The following is a 19,660-nucleotide window of genomic DNA, read 5'->3' as shown; positions in this document are numbered from 1 at the left end:
TACCCGTGGCGCCCTCATCCGGTTACGCTTCTGAAGCATGAACGCACAGGATGCGGAACTCGCACGCTTGAGGGCAGAGGCGGAGGCCGCCCGCGCCGCCCTGGAATTGAAGGAGGCGGAGGCCAGGCTGGCCGCCGCGGAAGCCGCGGCGCAGGCGGCAGGGACTCCGGGAGGGGCCGACGACGCGTCGGCCACTCCCGCTGAACCGGCGCCAGAGGCGCCGGTCGCGCCTGCGGAACCTGAGGAACCTGAGGCGCCGGCCGCGCCTGAGGCGGCCCCGGCGTCGGGCACCGACGGCCCGTTGTCCGCGGCCGACGTGGCCGGCATCAGCCAGGCGTACTCGTTCGAGGGGCCCACCCTGGACATGGGAGCGTTGGTCAACGGTGAGCCCGTTCCGGAGGCGCAGATCCGCATCCCGCTGTCCATGCTCAATCGGCATGGGCTCGTGGCCGGTGCGACCGGAACGGGCAAGACGCGCACGCTGCAGGGGATGGCGGAACAGATCGCCGCGGCCGGTGTTCCCGTCTTCGCCGCGGACATGAAGGGCGATCTCAGCGGCATGGCCGTGCCCGGGGAGTCCAGCGAGAAGCTGCTCTCCCGCACCACGGCCATCGGCCAGCAGTGGGAGGCAACGGCGTCGGCCGTGGAGTTCTACACGCTGGGAGACGCCGAGGACGCTGCTCGGTCCGGGGTTCCTGTCCGCGCCACGGTCTCGGGGTTCGGGCCGCTGCTGCTCTCCAAGGTGCTGGGCCTCAACGACACCCAGGAATCCAGCCTGGGGCTCGTTTTCCACTACGCGGATGCGCACGGGCTGGCGCTGGTGGACCTCGACGACCTGCGGACGCTGCTGCTGTACCTCACGGGGGAGGGCAAGGTGGAGCTCAAGAGTATCGGAGGGCTCTCCTCCGCCACGGCAGGCGTGCTGCTGCGCGAACTCGTGGCCTTCGCCGAGTCCGGGGCCGACGTCTTCTTCGGCGAGCCGGAATTCGACGTCATGGATTTCGTCAAGACCGCGCCGGACGGCCGCGGCGTTCTCTCGCTGCTCGAGCTGCCCGGAGTGGCCGGGCGGCCGGAGCTCTTCTCCACGTTCCTGATGTACCTGCTGGCAGAGCTGTACGAGAAGCTGCCCGAGGTGGGCGACCAGGACCGCCCGAAGCTGGTGTTCTTCTTGGACGAGGCGCACCTGCTCTTCACCGGCGCCTCCAAGGACTTCATCCAGGCCATCACCCAGACCGTGCGACTGATCCGATCCAAGGGCGTTGGCGTCTTCTTCGTGACCCAGTCACCCAAGGACGTGCACAAGGACGTCCTGGCCCAGCTGGGCTCACGGGTGCAGCACGCCCTGCGGGCCTTCACCCCGGATGACGCCAAGGCCCTGAAAGCCACCGTTGGCACCTATCCCAAGTCCGGTTATGACCTGGAGCGGGTGCTGCAGGAACTGGGCACGGGCGAGGCCATCGTGACCGTGATGAATGAGAAAGGATCGCCCACCCCGGTGGCGTGGACCAGGGTGAGGGCTCCACAGGGGCTCATGAATGCCGCGCCCGCAGAGGTCGTGGCGCAGACGGTGGCCGCATCCGGTCAACTGGCTCGATATGGCACCCGGATCGACCCGGAATCCGCGCACGAGCTGCTGACCCAGAAGATGGAGAAGGCGGCAGCGGACCAGCAGGCCGCTGCGGAGGAGAAGGAACGGGCCAAGGCACAGGCCGCCGCACCCAAACCGGCCAAGGCCAAGTCCTCCCCGGCGCGCAAGACCCGTTCGCCCATGGACCGCGTGGTGGAGAAGGCGGCCACCCAGGTGGTCAACCAGCTCATCCGCGGGATCTTCGGCAACGGCAAGCGGCGCCGCTGAACGGTGGAAGACGATGAAAAGGTGGGCCGCAGCTGGACAAGTCCAGCAGCGGCCCACCTTTCTTGATGGGTGCCTTACTTCGCGACGGCCTTGGTCCTGGCCGACGTCTTAGACGTCGTCTTGTACCCGGACTTCTTGGCCGTGACCTTCACGGAGAGCCGCTTGCCCTTGTCAGCCTTGGCGATCGTGTAGGACGACTTGGTGGCCTTGCTGATCTTCTTGCCGTTGGCCAGCCACTGGTAGCTGTACGTCAGACCGCTGGGCTTCCACCCCGACTTGGAGGCGGTGAGCTTGTTGCCGACCTTGGCGGTTCCCTTGATCTTGACCGTTCCGGTGGTGATCTTCTTCGGTGCGGGCTTCTGCACGGAGATGGTCCATGAAGCGTTGCCATCCAGGATCCGGTGCTTCGTGGACTTCGCGGCCACCAAACTCGTGGGCTTGCCGCCGGTGCTCGTGTAACTGCGGGTGATGGACAGGGTGTCGGAGCTCGTGACGTCATCCAGCTGCGCAACGAACTCGGCAAAGTTGGTCGGTTCCGCTTCACCGGACTCGTCATCGGTGTCGTCGATGATGGACCAGAAGTCATCCTCGTCCGGCACGGCTGCCGGGTCCAGACTGACCGTCAGCTTGTTCTTGGCGCTCTGTGGGATGCGAACGTTGAAGGCAACGTACTCGGTCGTGTTCTTGGCGTCCGGGGTCGGCGCCAGCACGGCCCGGTAGGGGTAGGTCTTGCCTGCCACACCGGAGATCTTGCTGTTGGTCTTGACGCTCTTCCAAGCACCATTGACCTTTTGCTGCACGCCGGCGATCTTGGTGGCCTCGTAGTCGGCGGAGAAGGTTGAGGTCATCCGAACGGCGGTGATCTGTACACGCTCGAAGGGGTTGGCCACCAGTGCCGCAACGTCTTCGGCCGGACCGGTTTCTGAGAGGAGTTCCGGGAACCCCTCGATCTCGGCATACCGGTTGGAGTTGTGCAGTGTTTCGCTCTGTGCGTTCTTCCCGGTTCCGCGCACGTAGTCGATGGACCAGTGGACCTTGGCGGAGCCGAGCAGGCCGTTGTCCAGGACCCGCTGTGCTTCACTGCTCAGCAGCATGCCGGTGGCAGGAGCCAGTTCGTAGCGTTCAGTGACGTCGGTTTGGGCGTTGGTCGTGTGGCCGCCGATGATGCTCTTGGCCGTCACGGGGACGCTCTTGGCCTTCCCGATATGGCCCTTGATGCCGGCGAACCGGTCCTCGGTGACGGTACCGATTGCGGGGCCGATCTCGTCCACCTGCTTGAAGGATTCTCCGGCGCTGGGAACGATGCGCGCCGCCGAGGCATTGTGCATCGCGGTGACCATCGTCGAATCGAAGTTGTTCGGGTGTCCGAACGCCCAGACGTCGTCGCTGCACACGGCGGTCACGGTACCGACGCTGCCGTCGGTGACATCACCGTGAGCGAGCGTCACCGCGACATTGCCGCCAGGAACCAGAGTCGAGGGCAATTCAGGGTTGCTCGACACCGAGTCGTTGGTGGCCACGCCCCCGGCCGCTACGGCCTTGTGCTTTCCCTTGCTCTTCTCGGCGAGACGCTGGGAGGCCTTGTCCAGCCGGTTGGCCGTGGCACCGGACGTGACCCGGGCCAGCTTGAGGCGTTTGGCGGTGGAGCCCACCTCGTTCGCCGACGTGTCGGCTGCCTTGGCCAGCGACCGCTTGGCCGGGGAGCTCAACTTGATGGAGGAGGGCAGGTCGCCGATGGACTTCATCGCGGCCGCCGGGGTGACGCCGGCGACGTTGTCCGCTTCCGTGCTGAACCCGTACGACACGGCGCCGATCAGGGCGCCGTCGGAATCGTAGACGGGGGAGCCCGACGCGCCCGCCCACACACCGGCCGGCAGGGTGGTGTCCTCGCCGTTCACGACGGGGGAATCCAGCTTGACCAGGAGCAGATCTCGCGGATTCCCCTGCGCATCCTTGCCCAGGCCGTTGGTCAGTTTCCCGACGTACTCACCGCTCAAGGTCTCGGGGGTGGTGCCCTCTGTGGTGGTCTTCCACGTGACCTCCTGCCCCTTGGTCAGGTCCTGGGCTGGGGAGATCGCGAGCTCCTGGCCCGGCTCCGTGCAGAACATGCTGCCCGTGGCGTCTCGGGTGGGGAGTTGTGTCGGAGCTGCAGCCCAGGCTGCTGTGGGGGCGGCCAGAAGGCCGCCGGTCAGGGCCAAGGCCACCGACATGGCCAGGCTCTTCGGCGCGAGGGCGCGTCGTTGCGTCATGGATGACTCCATAGGGTCGAGTGATCGGCAGTGGACCTGCCGTCCCTGAGCCTACTGGGGGTCGGACGCCCGTAGATCATCCCTCGGGATGATGTTGCCGCTTCGCTCCGAACGCGGAGGTGGTCGCCTCGGTGCGCTGTCGTGCTCGATGCCGGCGGACGGCGTCCCGGTTGGCGCAACGCACGCTGCAAAAACGTTGGCGTCCGTTGCGGGTCACGTCCACGACCACGTTGTCACACGGGTCGCCGGGGTGGAATCCTGCTTCGCATCTGTGGAGCCGGTGCATTCCGCGCGTGGTGAGGTGAAGGGCCGTGCCGACGCCGATCACGGAGCGGAGGACTTCCGCCACCGACTGGTCGCTGTCGCGGTAGTGCAGGTGCCAGCCCTCGTCGTTGTGATTGACGAGTCGTGGATATGCGGCCGCTCTGGCCATGATGTCGTTGAGCAGGAGGGCACGGCTCTCCGGCTCGGCGTCGACGACGGCGAGCCACTCGTGGATTACGGCTCTCGTGGTCTCGAGATCGTCCGTGTGGGCGGGGAAGTCCATCGTCATGCCGCGCTCCCGCATGCGGTGATGGACCTCGGCACCGGTCGTCGGCGGTTCGTTGGCCATGGAAGCGGCGAGCAGCACCGCATACTCGCCGTAAGGGTTGAGATGCATAAGGGCATTACATCCGGGTGGATGCATGACCTCAAGAGACCTTGCCCCGCCCCCGACACATCGATCCACCGCAGCGGCCGCACCCGGACACGAACACGGTTGGGTCACCGAATCCACGCACGTCACCTCCCACGGCGAGATCCGCTACGTGCGTTGTCCCGAGTGCGGGGTCCGCAGGATGGACCTGCTCACCCCAGGTGGCCTGGTGGCTCAGGGTGCCAGCCGCATCGTGGGAGAGCGGCCCGCCGCCGGATGATGCGTGCTGCTCAGTTCAGGGTGGGCAAGAATTCCCGCAGGAGACGCCCCGCCTGTTCCAGCGCGGCGAGGAAGGCCTCGGGTTTCTCGGCGGTGTCCTCCCACCAGCTCACCACGAAGCCCATCGCGTCCGCATACGGCGTGTAGCAGACCCCGAAACCCTCCGGCACGGTGGGCGCGAAGACGTAGTCGATGACCCGATCCGGCGTGCCCAACGACGTCGTGGACAGCACGTCGTGACGCAGGAGCTCCAGGGTGGGGTCATTGAAGAAGGGGTCGCTGAGGCCCACGCGTTTGCCGGCCTGCGCCAGCCCGAGCAGGTGCCGGTCGAAGCCGTTGCCCTGCTTGCACGCCTTCACCTGGACCCGGTGCGCGGCCAGCGCGGCGTCGAGGCCCTCACGGGTTGCCGTGCCCTCCACCAGGGCCTCGGCCAGCGCCACGGCCTGGCTCGTGACCGGCCGCAGACACTCGGTGCGTCCTCGCTGGAACCCGCGCATGTCCACGGACTCGTAGACGCCACGCACGCGTCCGTAGGCCAGGAGCTGGGCCACCGTCAGAGTCAGCTGGTGCAGTGCGTCGAGGCTCATCGGGTAGGGCAGGTGGTCATCCGGAACCCGCGGCAGTCGCAACCGCACGGCCTTCAGCCTGGAGGCCTCCTCCCGGTAGCCCGCGAGCGCACCCGCGATGCGTTCCGCGAGGGCGGGGGAGAGATGCCATCCCAGCTCCTGGGGTTCCGGGGGGATGGTCTCGGACGTGGAGGCGCCCAGTCCGAGGACGCCGGCGAACATCCGGCCTACAGCGTCCACCAGCATGCCACCGTCGAACTGGGAATGCTCCACGTGGACGCTCCACGACTGCCCGCGGAGGTCGTACTGGTAGCTCAGCGGCCTGTAGGCCCAGGCGAGACCTGGCTCCAGCAAGGTGGGCAGCAGCGGGCGTTCCTCGGGATCGTCACCGTGATCGGCGACCGTCACGGTGAAGAGCAGATTCGTCAGGCGTGAATACGTGGCCTCGTTGCGCCCATCGGTGAGCAACTCATCGAGGATCGGGGCCACTGCGGCGCTGCCCAGATAGGAGAATCCGGCGAAGCCGCCTGGGATCTCCTGCCCGACGGCGTGTGGCCGGGGTTGCGCGGCCAGGGCCGCGATGCGCGTCAGCCCGCGCTCCAAGGCGCGCTGCCGCAGGGGCCGCCCCGCGTCGTCGGCCACCGTGAGCACGAACAGGCGTCCGTCCACGAACACGCCGATCTCCCGCCCGCCCGGGGCGGGCGGACGGAACGTGTCGGCGTCCGGCTGGGGATGGCGCAGGCCGCCGGCCAGAGCCGCGAACTGGTTCATGTCCAGGTCCGTGCCGCGGGCGTCCGTGACCTGAGGGAAGTCTCCCCGGACCCACTCCAGGTGCGCGGTGGCGATCATGCCGATGGACTGGGCCATGGACCCCACGGTGGGGACATGGTTGATCAGATTCAGGGAGAATCCCACGCTGCTGGTCAGCGGCAGCGGCGTGCGGGAGGCGTAGTAGCTGCGCAACCAGTCCGTGATGAGCCAACTGCGCCCGTGCGTGTTCTCGTGCTCCGCGAAGTTGAGCAGGGCGGCCTGGAGTTTCGGGGCGATCCCGTGGCGGAAGTCGTCGATGGCTCCGGAGAACGCCTGTTGCCGCGCCGGATCATCGACGGTGAGGAGCGCGGCCGAGGCCGTCTCGATCGCCTGGAGCGTGTGTTCCAGCTTCGGCACCGGGAGTGGGGGCAGGGGCATGGGCTAGCGTTCCTTCCACGTCGACAGGGAACTCGGCACCGACCCTATCGCGAGCCTGTGTCGCCGGTCACTGTGGCCTAGCCCGGGGGTGACCCTATGGACGAGGCTGCAGTCCCTTCACGAAGTCGTGCAGCAGGACGCCGGCCCTGGGCAGCGCGTCGAGGAAGGACTGCGGATCATCGGTGCCGCCCTCGACGTAGGAGATCAGGTATGTGATGGACGCGGACTGCGGCGTGTAGGCGATCCCGAAGCCCTCGGGGTCGGTCGGTTCGAAGGTGTACCCGGTGATCTGGGACGGGAGGCCCAACGACGTGGTGGAGAGGAAATCGGTCTGGAGCATCCTCAGGGTGGGGCTGCGGAAGAATTCCGCCGGCTCGCCGTGGTGCTCCTTGCTCATGTGGTGCAGGGCCAGAAGGTGACGGTTCAACCCATTGCCGGCCTTGCAAGCCTTCACCCAACGCCGGTGCGCATCGAGCAGATCCTCGAACTGCTCCTCGGTGGCTTCGCCCGCCACCAGGGAACGGGCGAAGGTCACGGCCTCCAGCGTGGCCGGGCGCATGATCTCCGTGCGGCCTCCGAGGAAGGTGCGCATGTCCACCGCCTCGTAGACGCTACGGACCCGACCGTAGGCCAACAGCTGGGCGATGCTCAGCACGGTCTGACTCAGCCCGTCCCCACTCATCCGGAACGGCAGCTCCTCTTGTGGGATCCGCGGGAGCACCACCTCGACCGCTCTGAACCGCGCAGCCTGCTCCCGATAGGCACGGAGCCCATCTCGGATGCTCGAGGTCAGCTCGTCGGTGAGGTCCCAGGTCAGCTCGTCGACGGGCAACGCGGAGTCCCCCGCCCCGGAGGGTCCGGCCGCTGTGTTGGCCGCCTCGATGTCCGCCTTGTCCGACGGCACCTGCACGGACTGGAGCTGGTGCACGATCTCGGCCACGCACCCTCCGTCGTACATGGAGTGCTCCATGTGGATGGCGGGCGCCCCGCCGGCCAGATCCAACTGGTAGCTGATGGGTTTGTACACCCAGGCGAGGCCGGGCCGCAGCAGCACCGTCCGCAGCCTCTCGGCCAATCCCTGTTCGCCGTCGTCGGTGATGGTGACGGTGCACAGTAGGTCCGTCAGGCGTGCATAGGTGGCGGCGTTGCCCGGCTGCTCGTGGAACCCCTCGAGCACGGGGGCTAGCGTCGCACTGCCCAGGTAGGACATCTCGGTGAACCCGAGCGTGTCGTCGGCCCTATGGTGCACGGAGTCGTGGTCGAGGAGCCGCCGCACCGTCGCCGTCAGGCTGTCGACTCCGGCCGGGTACCCCTGCGCATCGCTGACGGTGACGGCGAAGAGCCTGCCTGCCACGATGATGCCCACCTCGCGGCCCATCGAGGACGCCGTCGCGGAACGGAAGCCGTCTCTGCCTGTGCGCGGATGTCGCACTCCGCCTGCCAGCACCTTCAATTGGCCCACGTCCAACGCCTGCCCGCGGTTGTTCACCTGGGCCGGGTACTGACCACGCAGATAGGCGAGGTGCACCGAGACGATCCGGTGGATCGTGGTGGCCACGGCGCGGATCGGATCCTCCGACTCCTCTGCCAGGTTCAGGCCGAAGGACACGTTCGTGGTCAGCGGCAGGGACTCGCGTCCGGCGAAGTAGATGTTCTTCCACTCGTCACCGAACCACGCCCGTTCAAGGGGGCGCTCGTGAGCCGCATGCTCCTCCAAGGCCTCCTGCAGCCGGGGTCCGTCCCCTCGTTGGAAAGCGGCGAGGTTCTGCCTGAACCGCTCCACCCTGCCCAGTTCTTCGGGGTCCTCCGGGCGTGCCAGAGCGGTCGCGGCTCGGTCCAGGGCCAGGAGGGTGTGTTCCAGTGACGGGACGGGAAGCGGGGGCAGTGGCATGGAGGCCGGATTCCTTGCGGGTGAGGGGAAGGGGACGCCCCCGCGTCGAATACGCGGGAACGTCCCCTGAGGCAGGAGCGTTCGGACTAGTCGCCCAGGTGATCCACCAGGGTCTCTCCGAGGCCCGTGTAGGAGGCGGGGGTCAAGGCCAGGAGCCTGGCCTCGGCCTCGGAGGGAAGGCCCAGGCCGCGCACGAACTCCTGCATGCGTTCGCCATCCACGCGGTGACCGCGGGTGAGTTCCTTGAGACGCTCGTACGGGTTCTCCATGCCGGGCGCACCGGCCAGACCCTCGGCGCGCATGACGGTCTGCACGGCCTCGCCGAGCACCTCCCAGTTGTGATCGAGGTCGTCGAGCAGGACGTCGGCCGCTGTGTCGAGGCGGGCCAGGCCCTTGACGACGTTGGAGATGGCCAGCAGCGAGTGGCCCACTCCCACGCCGATGTTGCGCTGGGAGGAGGAATCGGTGAGGTCGCGCTGCCAGCGGGAGGTCACCAGCGTCTCGGCGAGGGTGCCGAGGATGCCGTTGGAGAGCTCCAGGTTGGCCTCGGCGTTCTCGAAGCGGATCGGGTTGACCTTGTGCGGCATGGTGGAGGAACCGGTGGCGCCCTCCACCGGGATCTGGTGGAAGTAGCCGATGGAGATGTAGCTCCACACGTCGGTGCAGAAGTTGTGCAGGATCCGGTTGAAGCGGATCACGTCCGAGTAGAGCTCGGCCTGGAAATCGTGGGACTCGATCTGCGTGGTCAGCGGGTTCCAGGTCAGGCCGAGACCCTCGACGAAGGTCCGGGAGACCTCCTGCCAATCGGCGCTCGGAACGGCCGCGACGTGGGCGGCGTACGTTCCCGTTGCGCCGTTGATCTTGCCCAGGTACTCGGTCTGTGTGACGCGCTTGAGCTGGCGGGTCAGGCGCCAGGCGAAGACGGCGAGTTCCTTACCGAGAGTGGTGGGGGTGGCGGGCTGACCGTGGGTGTGGGACAGCATGGGCGTGGAGCGGTCCTCTCGGGCCATCTCGGCGATGCGCTCCACCAGGCCGCGGGCGGCCGGCAGCCAGACCTGCTCGATGGCGTCCTTGATGCTCAGGGCCCAGGAGAGGTTGTTGATGTCCTCGGAGGTGCAGGCAAAGTGCACCAGGGGCTTGAGTTCCTCCAGGCCCAGGGCATCCAGGCGGCGGCCGATGTAGTACTCGATCGCCTTCACATCGTGGACGGTCACGGCCTCGATCTCGGCGAGTTCCTGCACGGAGGCCTCGTCGAAGTCGGCGACGATGGCGCGGAGTCCGTCCTTCTGTTCATCGGAGAGCGGAGACAGCCCGGGGAGGACCGAGTTCTCGGTGAGGTGGATGAACCACTCGACCTCGACATGAACCCGGTTACGGTTCAGGGCCGCCTCGGAGAGGTGGTCCACCAACGGTGCCACCTGCGGGCGGTAGCGGCCGTCCAGAGGGCCGAGGGCCAGAGCGGACTGGGACAGGGAAACGCGCGCGCGGGATGCCATGGGCCCATTCTTTCACGAGGGCTGCACCGCGTGGTCACGGTGTGTCCTCCACAACTGCCTGTCCGCAGGCCGATGTGCGCGGTGAGCAGCGTCTAGCGTGGACGGCCATGGGGAACGGAGCGGAGCAGGCGCAGCTGTGAGTCTTGCTCCGGCGGTGGACGAGGGGAGCGGAGCATGTCGTTGACTCAACGGCTGGCGTCGGCGGCGCAGGACCTGGAACGGGCCAGGGCCCTGGTGGCTGGAACGGAGACGCCACGGTGGAAGGGCGCGGCGGCCGCAAAGTTCGATGAGCGTCGGACCGAGCTCGGTGTACTCCTGGTCCGGGTGGGTGCCGCGCTACAGGCCGCTCAGGCCCTCACCGCGCAATTCGAGAGGGCTTGGTGGGACGAGGCCGCGCAACAGGCGGCATCGAGGCAGGGCTTCTCCGTGGGGCCGAGCCGATGAGCCGATACGTGGTCTATGGAGGCGAACAGGCCGCCTCTGTGGTGGTGCCGGAGCTTCAGGATGCGGCGAGCCAATTGGACAGCGCGGCGCGTTTCTTGGCCTCTGTGCAGGGTATCGGGGCCAACAGCGTCGAGCTCGGCGCCGTCGGAGAACCTTCGCTGGCGCTGTTCGGGACGCAGGTCGGATTGGGAGGGGAGCCTCCCTCAGCGCAGCTGCAAGTGCTCAGAGGAGCGTGCCGCGAGGCCTGGGACGCCGTGGGAGAACTCGGGCGAACTGCGCACCGGGAAGCGGAGGAGACGGCGGCCGATCTTCGTCAGGCGGCCCAGGCCTACGCCCAGGCGGAACGCAGCGCGATCCAACAGATCGACGTGTTGTGCTCCCCGCTGCCCGCCACGTTGGGATGGGAAGCTGTGTGGGAACTGCTGCGCGGACTCAAGCATCAGGCTCCGCCGGAACAGCGGATCGCGGCGGAGGCGCTGGCCACGGTCCTGGGTTCCAAGGGCAACGCCCGGCCCGGGGAGAACGCCCACGCATCGGAGTGGGCGGTGACCGCCGTGACGGGAGGGCTGGCAGGAATCATGGCAGCAACTGGCGCACCAGGCAGTGGAGGCAAGATCGCGGTGGGGCGAGCGCGCGAACAGGAACCAGTAGCCGCCACCGGGCTTCCGGGCCTGATCGACTTGCAGATGCTGGCCAACAAGGGTGAGGACGGGTCCGGGGGCATCGTGGTGACGAGGCTGTCCGGGACCGACGGGGCAACGGAGCAGGACACCTGGGTCGTGACCGTGCCTGGAACCATCAACGACGGCGATGCCGTGTGGGGGAACTGGCGGCTGCCGCAGGCCATGGGCTCTGACACCAGCGACGTGGCGCCGGCCGTCATGGAGGCACTGGAGAGCGTCGGTGTCCCTGAAGGAGCGCGGATCGTGCTCAATGGCCACAGCCAAGGCGGACGTCACGCACTGAACCTCTCCTCCGACGAGTCGTTGTCCTCCAAATACCGGATCCAGGGCGTGGTCACGGCGGGCGCCCCCAGCGGCACGGCGTCCGTGAAACCGGGGATGACCGTGGTGCAGTTGGAGGATCCGGACGATTCCGTTCCCGGTTTGGACGGATCAACGTGGGTTCGGCCCACCCGGAACCGCTTCCTGGTGCGCTCGCATCCCGAACCGGCTCCGCAGGTGAAGGACGGGGATCCGGGATTCTTCGGGTGGGAACACAAGGGCCGCAACTACAAGAATCTGGCGACGCAAGTGGAGCACGGCAAAGATCATCCAGATCTCACCACCGCGGTGGCCGGGTTGGGGATCGGGTCGGTCGGCAGCGCGACCTCCAAATCGTGGGTGGTGCCGACCAGCCAGGCCGATCCACAAACCCGATCGCGGACGTATTCGGAGCGTCCACGTGGAGTCAGGAGGAGCGGTCGCCCCTCTTGACCAGGATCGAGTTCAGGATCGCGGAAATGATGGTCACGATGAGGGCGCCCAAGATCGCGTCCCAGAAGAAGCTGTCGATGATGAAGTCCACCGGGAAGATGCTGGAGATCACAGAAGTGACCCAGAAGAGGAAGGCATTGATCACAAAGGTGAACAGGCCAAGCGTCAGGCAGGTCAAGGGCATCGAAAGGAACTTGACGAGGCCTCCCAGGATCGCGTTCACCACGCCGAAGACCAATCCAACGAACAGGAATGTGGCCACGGTGGCGAAGTTCTGAGTATCCGGGTTGACGGTCTCGGGGCCGATGTAGATGCCGGGTACCAGCCACGCGGCAACCCAGAAGGCAGCGGCGTCGATGATCAGTCGGAGCAGGAAACGCATGCGCCCATGATGGCAGGCTCACCTGAGGAGACCCCTGGGAATGGCATGTGTGCCCGTTCGGGGCGCAACGGTTCCGAACGTGGCGTCCAGCGCGTGGTGCACAGCGGGATCAGGGGCGTCATGCATAGGAATTCCGGCACTGCGTTCGATACGCGTGTTACTCATGGCGGATAAGGTGAGGGCATGTCGGATCCGCACACTTCGTCCCTACCCGTGATCGGCCCTCAGCCGCGGCCTGTCCTGAATCAGCTCCCCGCCTACGCCGCCGGAAAGCCGCCGGTCACCGTTCCTGGACTCACGCCGTACAAGCTCAGCTCCAATGAGAACCCCCTACCTCCCCTGCCCGGCGTGCTGGAGGGTATTGCCTCGGCCACCGCGGTGAACCGCTACCCGGACACCCTGTGCACCGACCTGCGCAACGAACTCGCACCGCTGCTCAACGTGCCCGCCGACGACATCGTGACCGGAGCCGGTTCCCTCGGAGCGCTGATGCAGGTACTGGCTGCCTATGCAGGGACCAACGATGACGGCGTGCAGGACGAGGTCGTCTACCCCTGGCGGTCCTTCGAGGCCTACCCCATCGTGGTGGAACTGGCGGGCGCCAAGTCCGTCCAGGTGCCGCTGACCACGGACGGCAGGCACGATCTGGTGGCCATGGCCGATGCTGTGACGCAGAACACCTCTGTAGTGATTCTTTGCACGCCCAACAATCCCACCGGCCCCTCGTTGCGACGGCAGGAGGTCGAGGAATTCATCGCCAGCGTCCCCAAGGACGTGCTCATCGTGGTGGATGAGGCCTATCTGGAGTTCATCACCGATCCCGAAGCGGTGGACGGCATCGAGCTCTACCGTGAACACCTCAACGTCCTCTCACTGAGGACCTTCTCCAAGGCGCACGGGTTGGCGAACCTGCGCATCGGGTACACGGTCGCCCGCCCCGAGGTCACCAAGCGGTTGCGCGTAGCGGCGACACCCTTCGCCGTCAGCACCGTCGCGGAGCGGGCCGCGCTCGAGTCGGTGCGGCGCGAGGAAGAGGTGCGTTTGCGCGTCAAGGGCCTGGTTGCAGAGCGTGAGCGAGTCGTGGAAGCCCTGACCCGGCAGGGATGGGAGATTCCCGAGGCGCAGGGCAACTTCGTGTGGCTCCCTCTGGGAGACAAGGCCGTGGCCTTCGGCGCCGCGGCCGAGAAGCGTGCGCTCGCCGTGCGCGTGTTCCCCGGGGAGGGGGTGCGCGTGAGCATCGGCGAGGAGGGCGGCAACACCCGCTTCCTTGAACTTGCGGGAGAAGCCCTGGCGAAGCTCAACGCGGTGGAGGCCTGATTCTGGTCGAGAAACCGTATATGCCGCTGGAAGCATAACTAGGGACCCCAAATATCTTGGACGCCGGACGGGGCCAGGCCTCTGCGCCACGCGACCCAGGCACTCGCAACACCGTCCGGATTCTGAGTAAGGTGAGTCATATCGCCGCAGTGATACCAACATGCGGTGCGCGGAATATAAGCGGTTCCGACCTGGAACCGCGTTCGACCGCGATCCACCGACTCGACGATCGAGGGCGAGATGCAAACAGAAGGCCAGGCACAGCCGACGGATGCCGTGCAGAAGCCGACCATCGGTCCCGGGAGCGAGTTCATTCAGCTCCTGGACCCCTCAGGCGCACGGGTGGACGATCCCACCTACGGCTCCTGGGTGGAGGACATCGACGATGAGGCCCTGAAGGGTTTCTACCGGGACATGGTCCTGGCTCGGCGCGTGGATGATGAGGGCACCGCGTTGCAGCGCCAGGGCGAACTGGTGCTGTGGGTTCCGCTCAAGGGGCAGGAGGCCGCCCAGGTCGGTGCCGGACGCGCCACCCGTCAGCGCGACCGGCTCTTCCCCACCTACCGTGAGCACGCCGTCGCGATCACCCGCGGAGTCAAGATCGAGCAACTTCTACGGGTCTTCCGCGGGATCAGCCACAGCGGCTGGGACCCGGAGGAGACGGGCTTCCAGCTCTACACCATGGTGCTGGCCGCTCAGACGCTGCACGCCGTGGGGTACGGCTGGGGTATCGCCCTGGACGAGAAGGAATGGGACCAGTCCAAGAAGGCGGAGGAGGGCGAGGCCGTTCTCGCGTTCTTCGGTGACGGTTCCTCCTCCGAGGGTGACGTCCATGAGTCCATGGTCTTCGCGAACTCCTTCGACGCACCTGTGGTGTTCTTCTGCCAGAACAACCAATGGGCCATCTCGGTTCCCTTCGAAGTCCAGTCCAAGGTGCCGCTGGTGGAGCGCGCAGCCGGATACGGAATGCCCGGGATCCGAGTGGACGGCAACGACGTCCTGGCTGTCCTCGCCGTGACGCGATGGGCCCTGGATCGTGCCAGGCGTGGTGAGGGCCCGGCCCTCATCGAGGCCGTCACGTACCGCCGTGGTGCCCACACCACGGCAGACGATCCCACGAAGTACCGCACACGGGACGAGGAACACGGCTGGGACGAACGGGACCCGATGTTGCGTGTGGAGCGGTACCTGCGGGAGCACGGCACCGACCAGCAGTTCTTCGACGACCTCGATGCAGAAGCGGACACCATGGCCAAGGAACTGCGTGCCGCGGCTCTGGCCTTCCCGACGCCCGGCCTGGAGACCGCCTTCCAGAACGTCTACGCCACGGCCCACCCGCTGGTGCAGGAAGAGCTGGAACAGTACCGCGAATACCAAGCGGGCTTCGCCGACGCAGACGAGTCCAACGGAAACCAGGGGGCACACGCATGAGCACGCAGAGGATGACTCTGGCCAAGGCCCTCACCTCCGGCATGACCCGTGCCCTCGAGCGGGATCCCAAGACCATGTTGCTGGGCGAGGACATCGGCAAGCTGGGCGGCGTCTACCGCATCACCGAGGGGCTGCAGGCCCGCTTCGGGGCGGACCGGATCGTGGACACGCCGCTGGCGGAATCCGGGATCATCGGGACCAGCATCGGTTTGGCCCTGCGCGGGCGGAAGCCGGTGGCGGAGATCCAGTTCGACGGTTTCGTCTTTCCCGGGTTCAACCAGATCACCACGCAGCTGGCCAAGATGCACATGCGCTCAGAAGGGCATGTGAACCTACCGGTCACCATTCGCATCCCTTATGGCGGCGGCATCGGTTCGGTGGAACACCATTCGGAGTCCCCCGAAGCCCTGTTCGCTCACACCGCGGGACTGCGCATCATGTCCCCGTCGACGCCGAACGATGCTTACTGGATGATCCAGGAAGCCATCTCCTCGCCGGACCCCGTCATCTTCTTCGAGCCGAAGCGCCGCTATTGGCTCAAGGGCGAGGTGGACCTTGACCACCCGGCTGCCCCCACTGACAAGGCCCAGATCGTCCGGCCCGGAACCGACGCCACTGTGGTGGCCTGGGGACCTCTGGTCCCCGTGGCACTGGCCGCTGCGCAGGCCTCCGTGGAGGACGGCCGCGAGGTCGAGGTCATCGATCTACGCTCACTCAGCCCCGTGGACTTCGACACCGTCACGGAGTCGGTACAGCGCACCGGTCGTCTGGTCATCGCCCACGAGGCACCCACCTTCGGCGGGCTGGGCGGCGAGATCGCGGCGCGCGTCACCGAGCGTGCCTTCTACTCCCTGCAGGCTCCCGTCCTGCGGGTGGGCGGCTACCACATGCCATACCCTCCCTCGAAGGTGGAAGCACAATACCTGCCTGACATCGACCGCATCCTCGACGCGCTAGACCGCAGCTTCGACTACTGAGCACCAACCTGAAACGAGAGCACACGCATGAGCACGTTCAATCTTCCTGACGTCGGCGAGGGGCTCACCGAGGCCGATCTGGTCCAGTGGAAGGTCGCCGTCGGCGACACCGTGAAGGTGAACCAGGTCCTCGTGGAGATCGAGACGGCGAAGTCCCTCGTGGAATTGCCCAGCCCGTACGCCGGCACCGTCACGGCGCTGCGCGCCGCCGAGGGCGTCACACTGGAGGTCGGCGCGCCGCTGATCGACATCGCGGCGGAGGGCGCTGTGCCCGACGGCGGGGCGGCGGCTCCCAGCGACGGCGCGGCTGCTTCCAACGACGGTGCGGCCGTGGCTGAAGCCGACGATGCGACACCCGGTCCGCTCGTGGGGTCCGGCCCCGTCGCCGATCCGGTGAAGCGCCGGGCGCGTGTGCGGCGAGGCGCCGCTGGTGCCGGGGCCGCGTCGTCGGGCACAAGTGCCAACACCAACGAGGCCAAGAAGACCGTGAAGGCCAAGCCGCCCGTCAGGGCGCTGGCCAAGCAGCTCGGCGTGGACCTCAGCCTGGTCACGCCCACCGGCAGCCACGGTGAAGTGACCCGGGACGACCTCTCGGACTATGCGGATCGTCGGCTGCGTTCTGCCTCCGCCTCGGCTCCCACGCTGGAAAATGATCACGGACGCGAGGCGCTGTCCGCAGCCTTCGGTGAGGGAACGTGGACGGAGCCAACCGACGGCGTGGAGCATGTGCGCGTCAAGGGCGTGCGGAAGGCGACCGCGGCGGCCATGGTCTCCAGCGCCTTCACCGCACCGCACGTGTCCCTGTTCGTGGACGTGGACGCCACTCGCACCATGGAATTCGTGCAGCGGCTGAAGAAGGCGCGCGACTTCCAGGGTGTGAAGGTCACGCCGCTACTCGTGGTTGCCAAGGCGGTCATCTGGGCCGCCCAGCGCAATCCGCAGATCAACGCCTCCTGGGTCGATACGCCGGACGGCGCTGAGATCCAGGTCAAGAGCTTCGTGAACCTCGGGATCGCGGCAGCCACTCCGCGTGGACTCGTGGTGCCCAACATCAAGAACGCTGATGAGCTGTCCATGAAGGAACTCGCGAAGGCGCTTGAACACCTGGCCGGGCGGGCGCGTGAGGGCAAGACCTCGCCGGCGGAGATGCGCGACGGAACCGTGTCCATCACCAACGTCGGCACGCTCGGTATCGACACCGGAACGCCCATCATCAACCCGGGCGAGTGCGGCATCATCGCCTTCGGCACGGTGCGGCAGCGGCCGTGGGTCGTGGACGGTGAAGTGGTGCCTCGCTACGTGACCACCGTTGGCGGTTCGTTCGACCACCGCGTCGTGGACGGCGACCAGTGCGCCCGCTTCCTGGCGGACGTGGCCTCGATCCTCGAGGAACCGGCCCTGCTGCTGGACTTCTGATGCGTGCTGGACTATTGATGCGCTGAGGCTTTCCGTCACCGCACCATGAAGAATCCATGCGGCGGTGACGGAAAGCCTGGGGGAAGGCGGTAGTACCTCAGACCGGGGTCGGCGCGTCCCTGCCTGCCAGCACGGCCAGCACATTCTCCGCGGCCAGATTCGCCATCGCGGTCCTGGTCTCCACGGTGGCCGAACCCAGGTGCGGGGCCAGGGCCACGTTCTCCAGTTCGAGCAGGCCAGGTTCCACGATCGGTTCGTTCTCGTAGACGTCCAGCCCGGCGCCGGCGATGACCCCGTCACGCAGGGCCACGGCGAGGGCGGCCTCGTCCACGATGGGTCCGCGGGCCGTGTTGATCAGGTAGGCGGAGTCCTTCATGGCGGCGAACTGCTCTGCACCAAGCAGGTGGTGCGTCTGCGGGGTGAAGGGGCAGTGCACCGAGACCACGTCGGAGACGGCCAACAGTTCGTCGAGATCCACGCGGCGGGCGTCGAGTTCCTGTTCCACCTCGGCGGGCTGCGCGGAACGGGACTGGTAGACGATCTTCATGCCGAAGGCCTTGGCCCGGCGTGCGGTGGCGCGGCCGATGCCGCCCATGCCGATCACGCCGAAGGTCTTGCCCTGCAGGCCTGCGCCGAGCAGGAAGAACATGCCCCACTTCCAGGAGGCACCCGACCGGATCAGCCGGTCGCCCTCAGCCAGGCGCCGTGTGGCCATGAGGGTCAGGCCGAAGGCGATGTCCGCTGTGGCGTCGGTCAGCACACCGGGGGTGTTGGTGACGCGCACACCGCGGTCCTTGCAGGCGGCCACGTCGATGTTGTCGTAGCCCACGGCGACGTTGGCCACGACCTGCAGCTGCGGGCCGGCGGCGTCCAGGAACTCTGCGTCCACCTTCTCGGTGAGGAGGGTTGCGATGGCGTCCGCTCCCTCGATGCGCTTGAGGAGCTCCTCGCGGGGGATCGCGGTTGGCTCGTCCCAGGCGTCCATGTCGTGCTCGGCGCGCAGGGACTCCAATGCCGGCTCGGGAATCCGCCCGGTCACCACGACCTTCATGCGCCGGCCTCGATCCATTCACGCATCCGGGTGAGGCCCTCCTGGATGTTGGCGACGTCGATACCGGAGTAGGCCAGGCGGATGTATTGACGGTCCTCGCCGGGCTGGCGGCGGCCGAAGTGCTCACGAGTGCAGAAGGACATACCCGTATTGTGCAGTGCCGCGGTGGCGAAGTCTCCCACCTCGCTGAAGCCCATGCGTTCCATGGCCTCGGTGGCATCCGGGAACAGATAGAACGTGGACTCGGGCACGGCCACGCTCAGGCCGGGGATGGTGTTGACGAGCTCGCAGGCTGCATCGCGGCGTTCCTTGAGGGTGTTCAACATCTGGGCGACAGGTTCCTGCGTTCCCGTGAGCGCCGCGATGCCTGCCCATTGGACGTAGTGCGTGGTGCAGGATTCGTCATTGGTGTTCAGGGTGGAGAACACCTGAGCCAGCTCCGGTGGTGCCACCGCACAACCCAGGCGGGAGCCCGTCATCGCGAACTTCTTGCTGAAGGTGTAGAGGATGACGGTGCGTTCGGCCATGCCGGGGATGGAGGCGATGGACTTCGACGTGCCGGAGTAGCGGGTCTCGAAGTAGGCCTCGTCGGAGAGTACCCAGAGGTCGTGTTCCATGGCGATCTGGGCGATGGCCTCGCGTTCGGCCTGCGTCGACTCCGCGGAGATGGGGTTCTGCAGGTCGTTGTAGATGATCGCGACGGTATTGGGCGTGATGGAGGCGCGGATCTGATCCAGGTCGATCGCGAAGCCGGTGTCCGTGGGGAGATAGCGGTAGGGGAGGGCCGTGCCGCCAAGGTATTCGATCTGGGATTCGTAGATCGGGAAACCGGGATTGGGGTAGAGCACTTCCTGGCCGGGGTTCATGACGGTCTGCAGGAACTTGGTGATGACGGGCTTGCCACCGGTCATCACCACGACGTTGTCGGGGGTGAAGTCCAGGCCGCGCGGGGATCCCAGGTCGTGGGCGAGGGCCTCACGCAGCTCCGGGATTCCGGGGCCGGGGCAGTAGCCGGGCTTGCCGTCTGTGATGGCCCGGTGCATGG

General features: G+C 66.9%; 16 protein-coding genes. 8 read left to right on the top strand and 8 right to left on the bottom strand.

What is annotated here, in order from left to right:
- Positions 1-37: 37 nt before the first annotated feature.
- Positions 38-1,855, top strand: a complete 1,818-nt coding sequence (locus Q0A15_RS07630) for a helicase HerA-like domain-containing protein (RefSeq protein ID WP_291278927.1) — start codon at positions 38-40, stop codon at positions 1,853-1,855.
- A gap of 74 nt (positions 1,856-1,929) precedes the next feature.
- Here the strand turns inward: Q0A15_RS07630 and Q0A15_RS07625 are convergent, their stop codons facing one another.
- Complete coding sequence (locus Q0A15_RS07625) at positions 1,930-4,104, bottom strand: hypothetical protein (protein ID WP_291278926.1); 2,175 nt, start codon at positions 4,102-4,104, stop codon at positions 1,930-1,932.
- Positions 4,105-4,180: 76 nt separating this feature from the next.
- Entirely contained in the window at positions 4,181-4,765 is a 585-nt protein-coding gene (locus Q0A15_RS07620) for a CGNR zinc finger domain-containing protein (RefSeq protein ID WP_291278925.1), read from the bottom strand.
- 25 nt (positions 4,766-4,790) lie between these two features.
- Here Q0A15_RS07620 and Q0A15_RS07615 point away from each other — a divergent pair, with 25 nt between their 5' ends.
- A complete protein-coding gene (locus Q0A15_RS07615; protein ID WP_291278924.1) occupies positions 4,791-5,021 on the top strand; it encodes a hypothetical protein in 231 nt (76 codons plus the stop codon).
- Positions 5,022-5,031: 10 nt separating this feature from the next.
- On the opposite strand, the gene Q0A15_RS07610 is transcribed toward Q0A15_RS07615, so the two are convergent.
- From Q0A15_RS07610 to purB, 3 genes are all read right to left on the bottom strand, one after another.
- Positions 5,032-6,774, bottom strand: coding sequence for a choline/carnitine O-acyltransferase (locus Q0A15_RS07610; RefSeq protein WP_291278923.1), 1,743 nt, complete (start codon positions 6,772-6,774; stop codon positions 5,032-5,034).
- Positions 6,775-6,868: 94 nt separating this feature from the next.
- On the bottom strand, positions 6,869-8,665 hold the full coding sequence (locus tag Q0A15_RS07605; RefSeq protein WP_291278922.1) for a choline/carnitine O-acyltransferase: 1,797 nt from the start codon (positions 8,663-8,665) through the stop codon (positions 6,869-6,871).
- A gap of 86 nt (positions 8,666-8,751) precedes the next feature.
- Complete coding sequence (gene purB, locus Q0A15_RS07600; protein ID WP_291278921.1) at positions 8,752-10,161, bottom strand: adenylosuccinate lyase; 1,410 nt, start codon at positions 10,159-10,161, stop codon at positions 8,752-8,754.
- Between the two features lie 174 nt (positions 10,162-10,335).
- Between purB and Q0A15_RS07595 the strand changes: the two genes are divergently transcribed.
- Together Q0A15_RS07595 and Q0A15_RS07590 are read left to right on the top strand one after the other, a co-directional pair.
- Positions 10,336-10,605, top strand: a complete 270-nt coding sequence (locus tag Q0A15_RS07595) for a hypothetical protein (protein WP_291278920.1) — start codon at positions 10,336-10,338, stop codon at positions 10,603-10,605.
- Complete coding sequence (locus Q0A15_RS07590) at positions 10,602-12,041, top strand: hypothetical protein (RefSeq protein WP_291278919.1); 1,440 nt, start codon at positions 10,602-10,604, stop codon at positions 12,039-12,041. Before Q0A15_RS07595 ends, Q0A15_RS07590 begins: the two co-directional genes overlap by 4 nt.
- On the opposite strand, the gene Q0A15_RS07585 is transcribed toward Q0A15_RS07590, so the two are convergent.
- Positions 12,016-12,423: a phage holin family protein gene (locus tag Q0A15_RS07585; protein WP_291278918.1), complete on the bottom strand. Its 408-nt coding sequence runs from the start codon at positions 12,421-12,423 to the stop codon at positions 12,016-12,018. The genes Q0A15_RS07590 and Q0A15_RS07585 overlap by 26 nt on opposite strands.
- A 183-nt stretch (positions 12,424-12,606) precedes the next feature.
- Here Q0A15_RS07585 and Q0A15_RS07580 point away from each other — a divergent pair, with 183 nt between their 5' ends.
- From Q0A15_RS07580 to Q0A15_RS07565, 4 genes are all read left to right on the top strand, one after another.
- Complete coding sequence (locus tag Q0A15_RS07580; RefSeq protein ID WP_291278917.1) at positions 12,607-13,740, top strand: histidinol-phosphate transaminase; 1,134 nt, start codon at positions 12,607-12,609, stop codon at positions 13,738-13,740.
- A gap of 276 nt (positions 13,741-14,016) precedes the next feature.
- On the top strand, positions 14,017-15,171 hold the full coding sequence (locus Q0A15_RS07575; protein ID WP_291278916.1) for a thiamine pyrophosphate-dependent dehydrogenase E1 component subunit alpha: 1,155 nt from the start codon (positions 14,017-14,019) through the stop codon (positions 15,169-15,171).
- On the top strand, positions 15,168-16,148 hold the full coding sequence (locus Q0A15_RS07570; protein ID WP_291278915.1) for an alpha-ketoacid dehydrogenase subunit beta: 981 nt from the start codon (positions 15,168-15,170) through the stop codon (positions 16,146-16,148). Before Q0A15_RS07575 ends, Q0A15_RS07570 begins: the two co-directional genes overlap by 4 nt.
- Positions 16,149-16,175: 27 nt before the next feature.
- Positions 16,176-17,564 carry a dihydrolipoamide acetyltransferase family protein gene (locus tag Q0A15_RS07565; RefSeq protein WP_291278914.1) on the top strand — a complete coding sequence of 463 codons (1,389 nt, stop codon included), beginning with the start codon at positions 16,176-16,178 and terminating at the stop codon, positions 17,562-17,564.
- A gap of 97 nt (positions 17,565-17,661) precedes the next feature.
- Here Q0A15_RS07565 and Q0A15_RS07560 read toward each other — a convergent pair whose 3' ends face one another.
- A complete protein-coding gene (locus Q0A15_RS07560) occupies positions 17,662-18,615 on the bottom strand; it encodes a D-glycerate dehydrogenase (RefSeq protein ID WP_291278913.1) in 954 nt (317 codons plus the stop codon).
- Positions 18,612-19,660 (bottom strand): aminotransferase class I/II-fold pyridoxal phosphate-dependent enzyme (locus Q0A15_RS07555; protein WP_291278912.1); only part of this gene is annotated, 1,049 nt, incomplete at its 5' end. The genes Q0A15_RS07560 and Q0A15_RS07555, both read right to left, overlap by 4 nt.

This window comes from Galactobacter sp., from assembly GCF_022712295.1.
Lineage (GTDB): Bacteria > Actinomycetota > Actinomycetes > Actinomycetales > Micrococcaceae > Galactobacter.
Note: the sequence above shows the minus strand (reverse complement) of the source record. Positions and strands in the feature narration are given on the sequence as shown.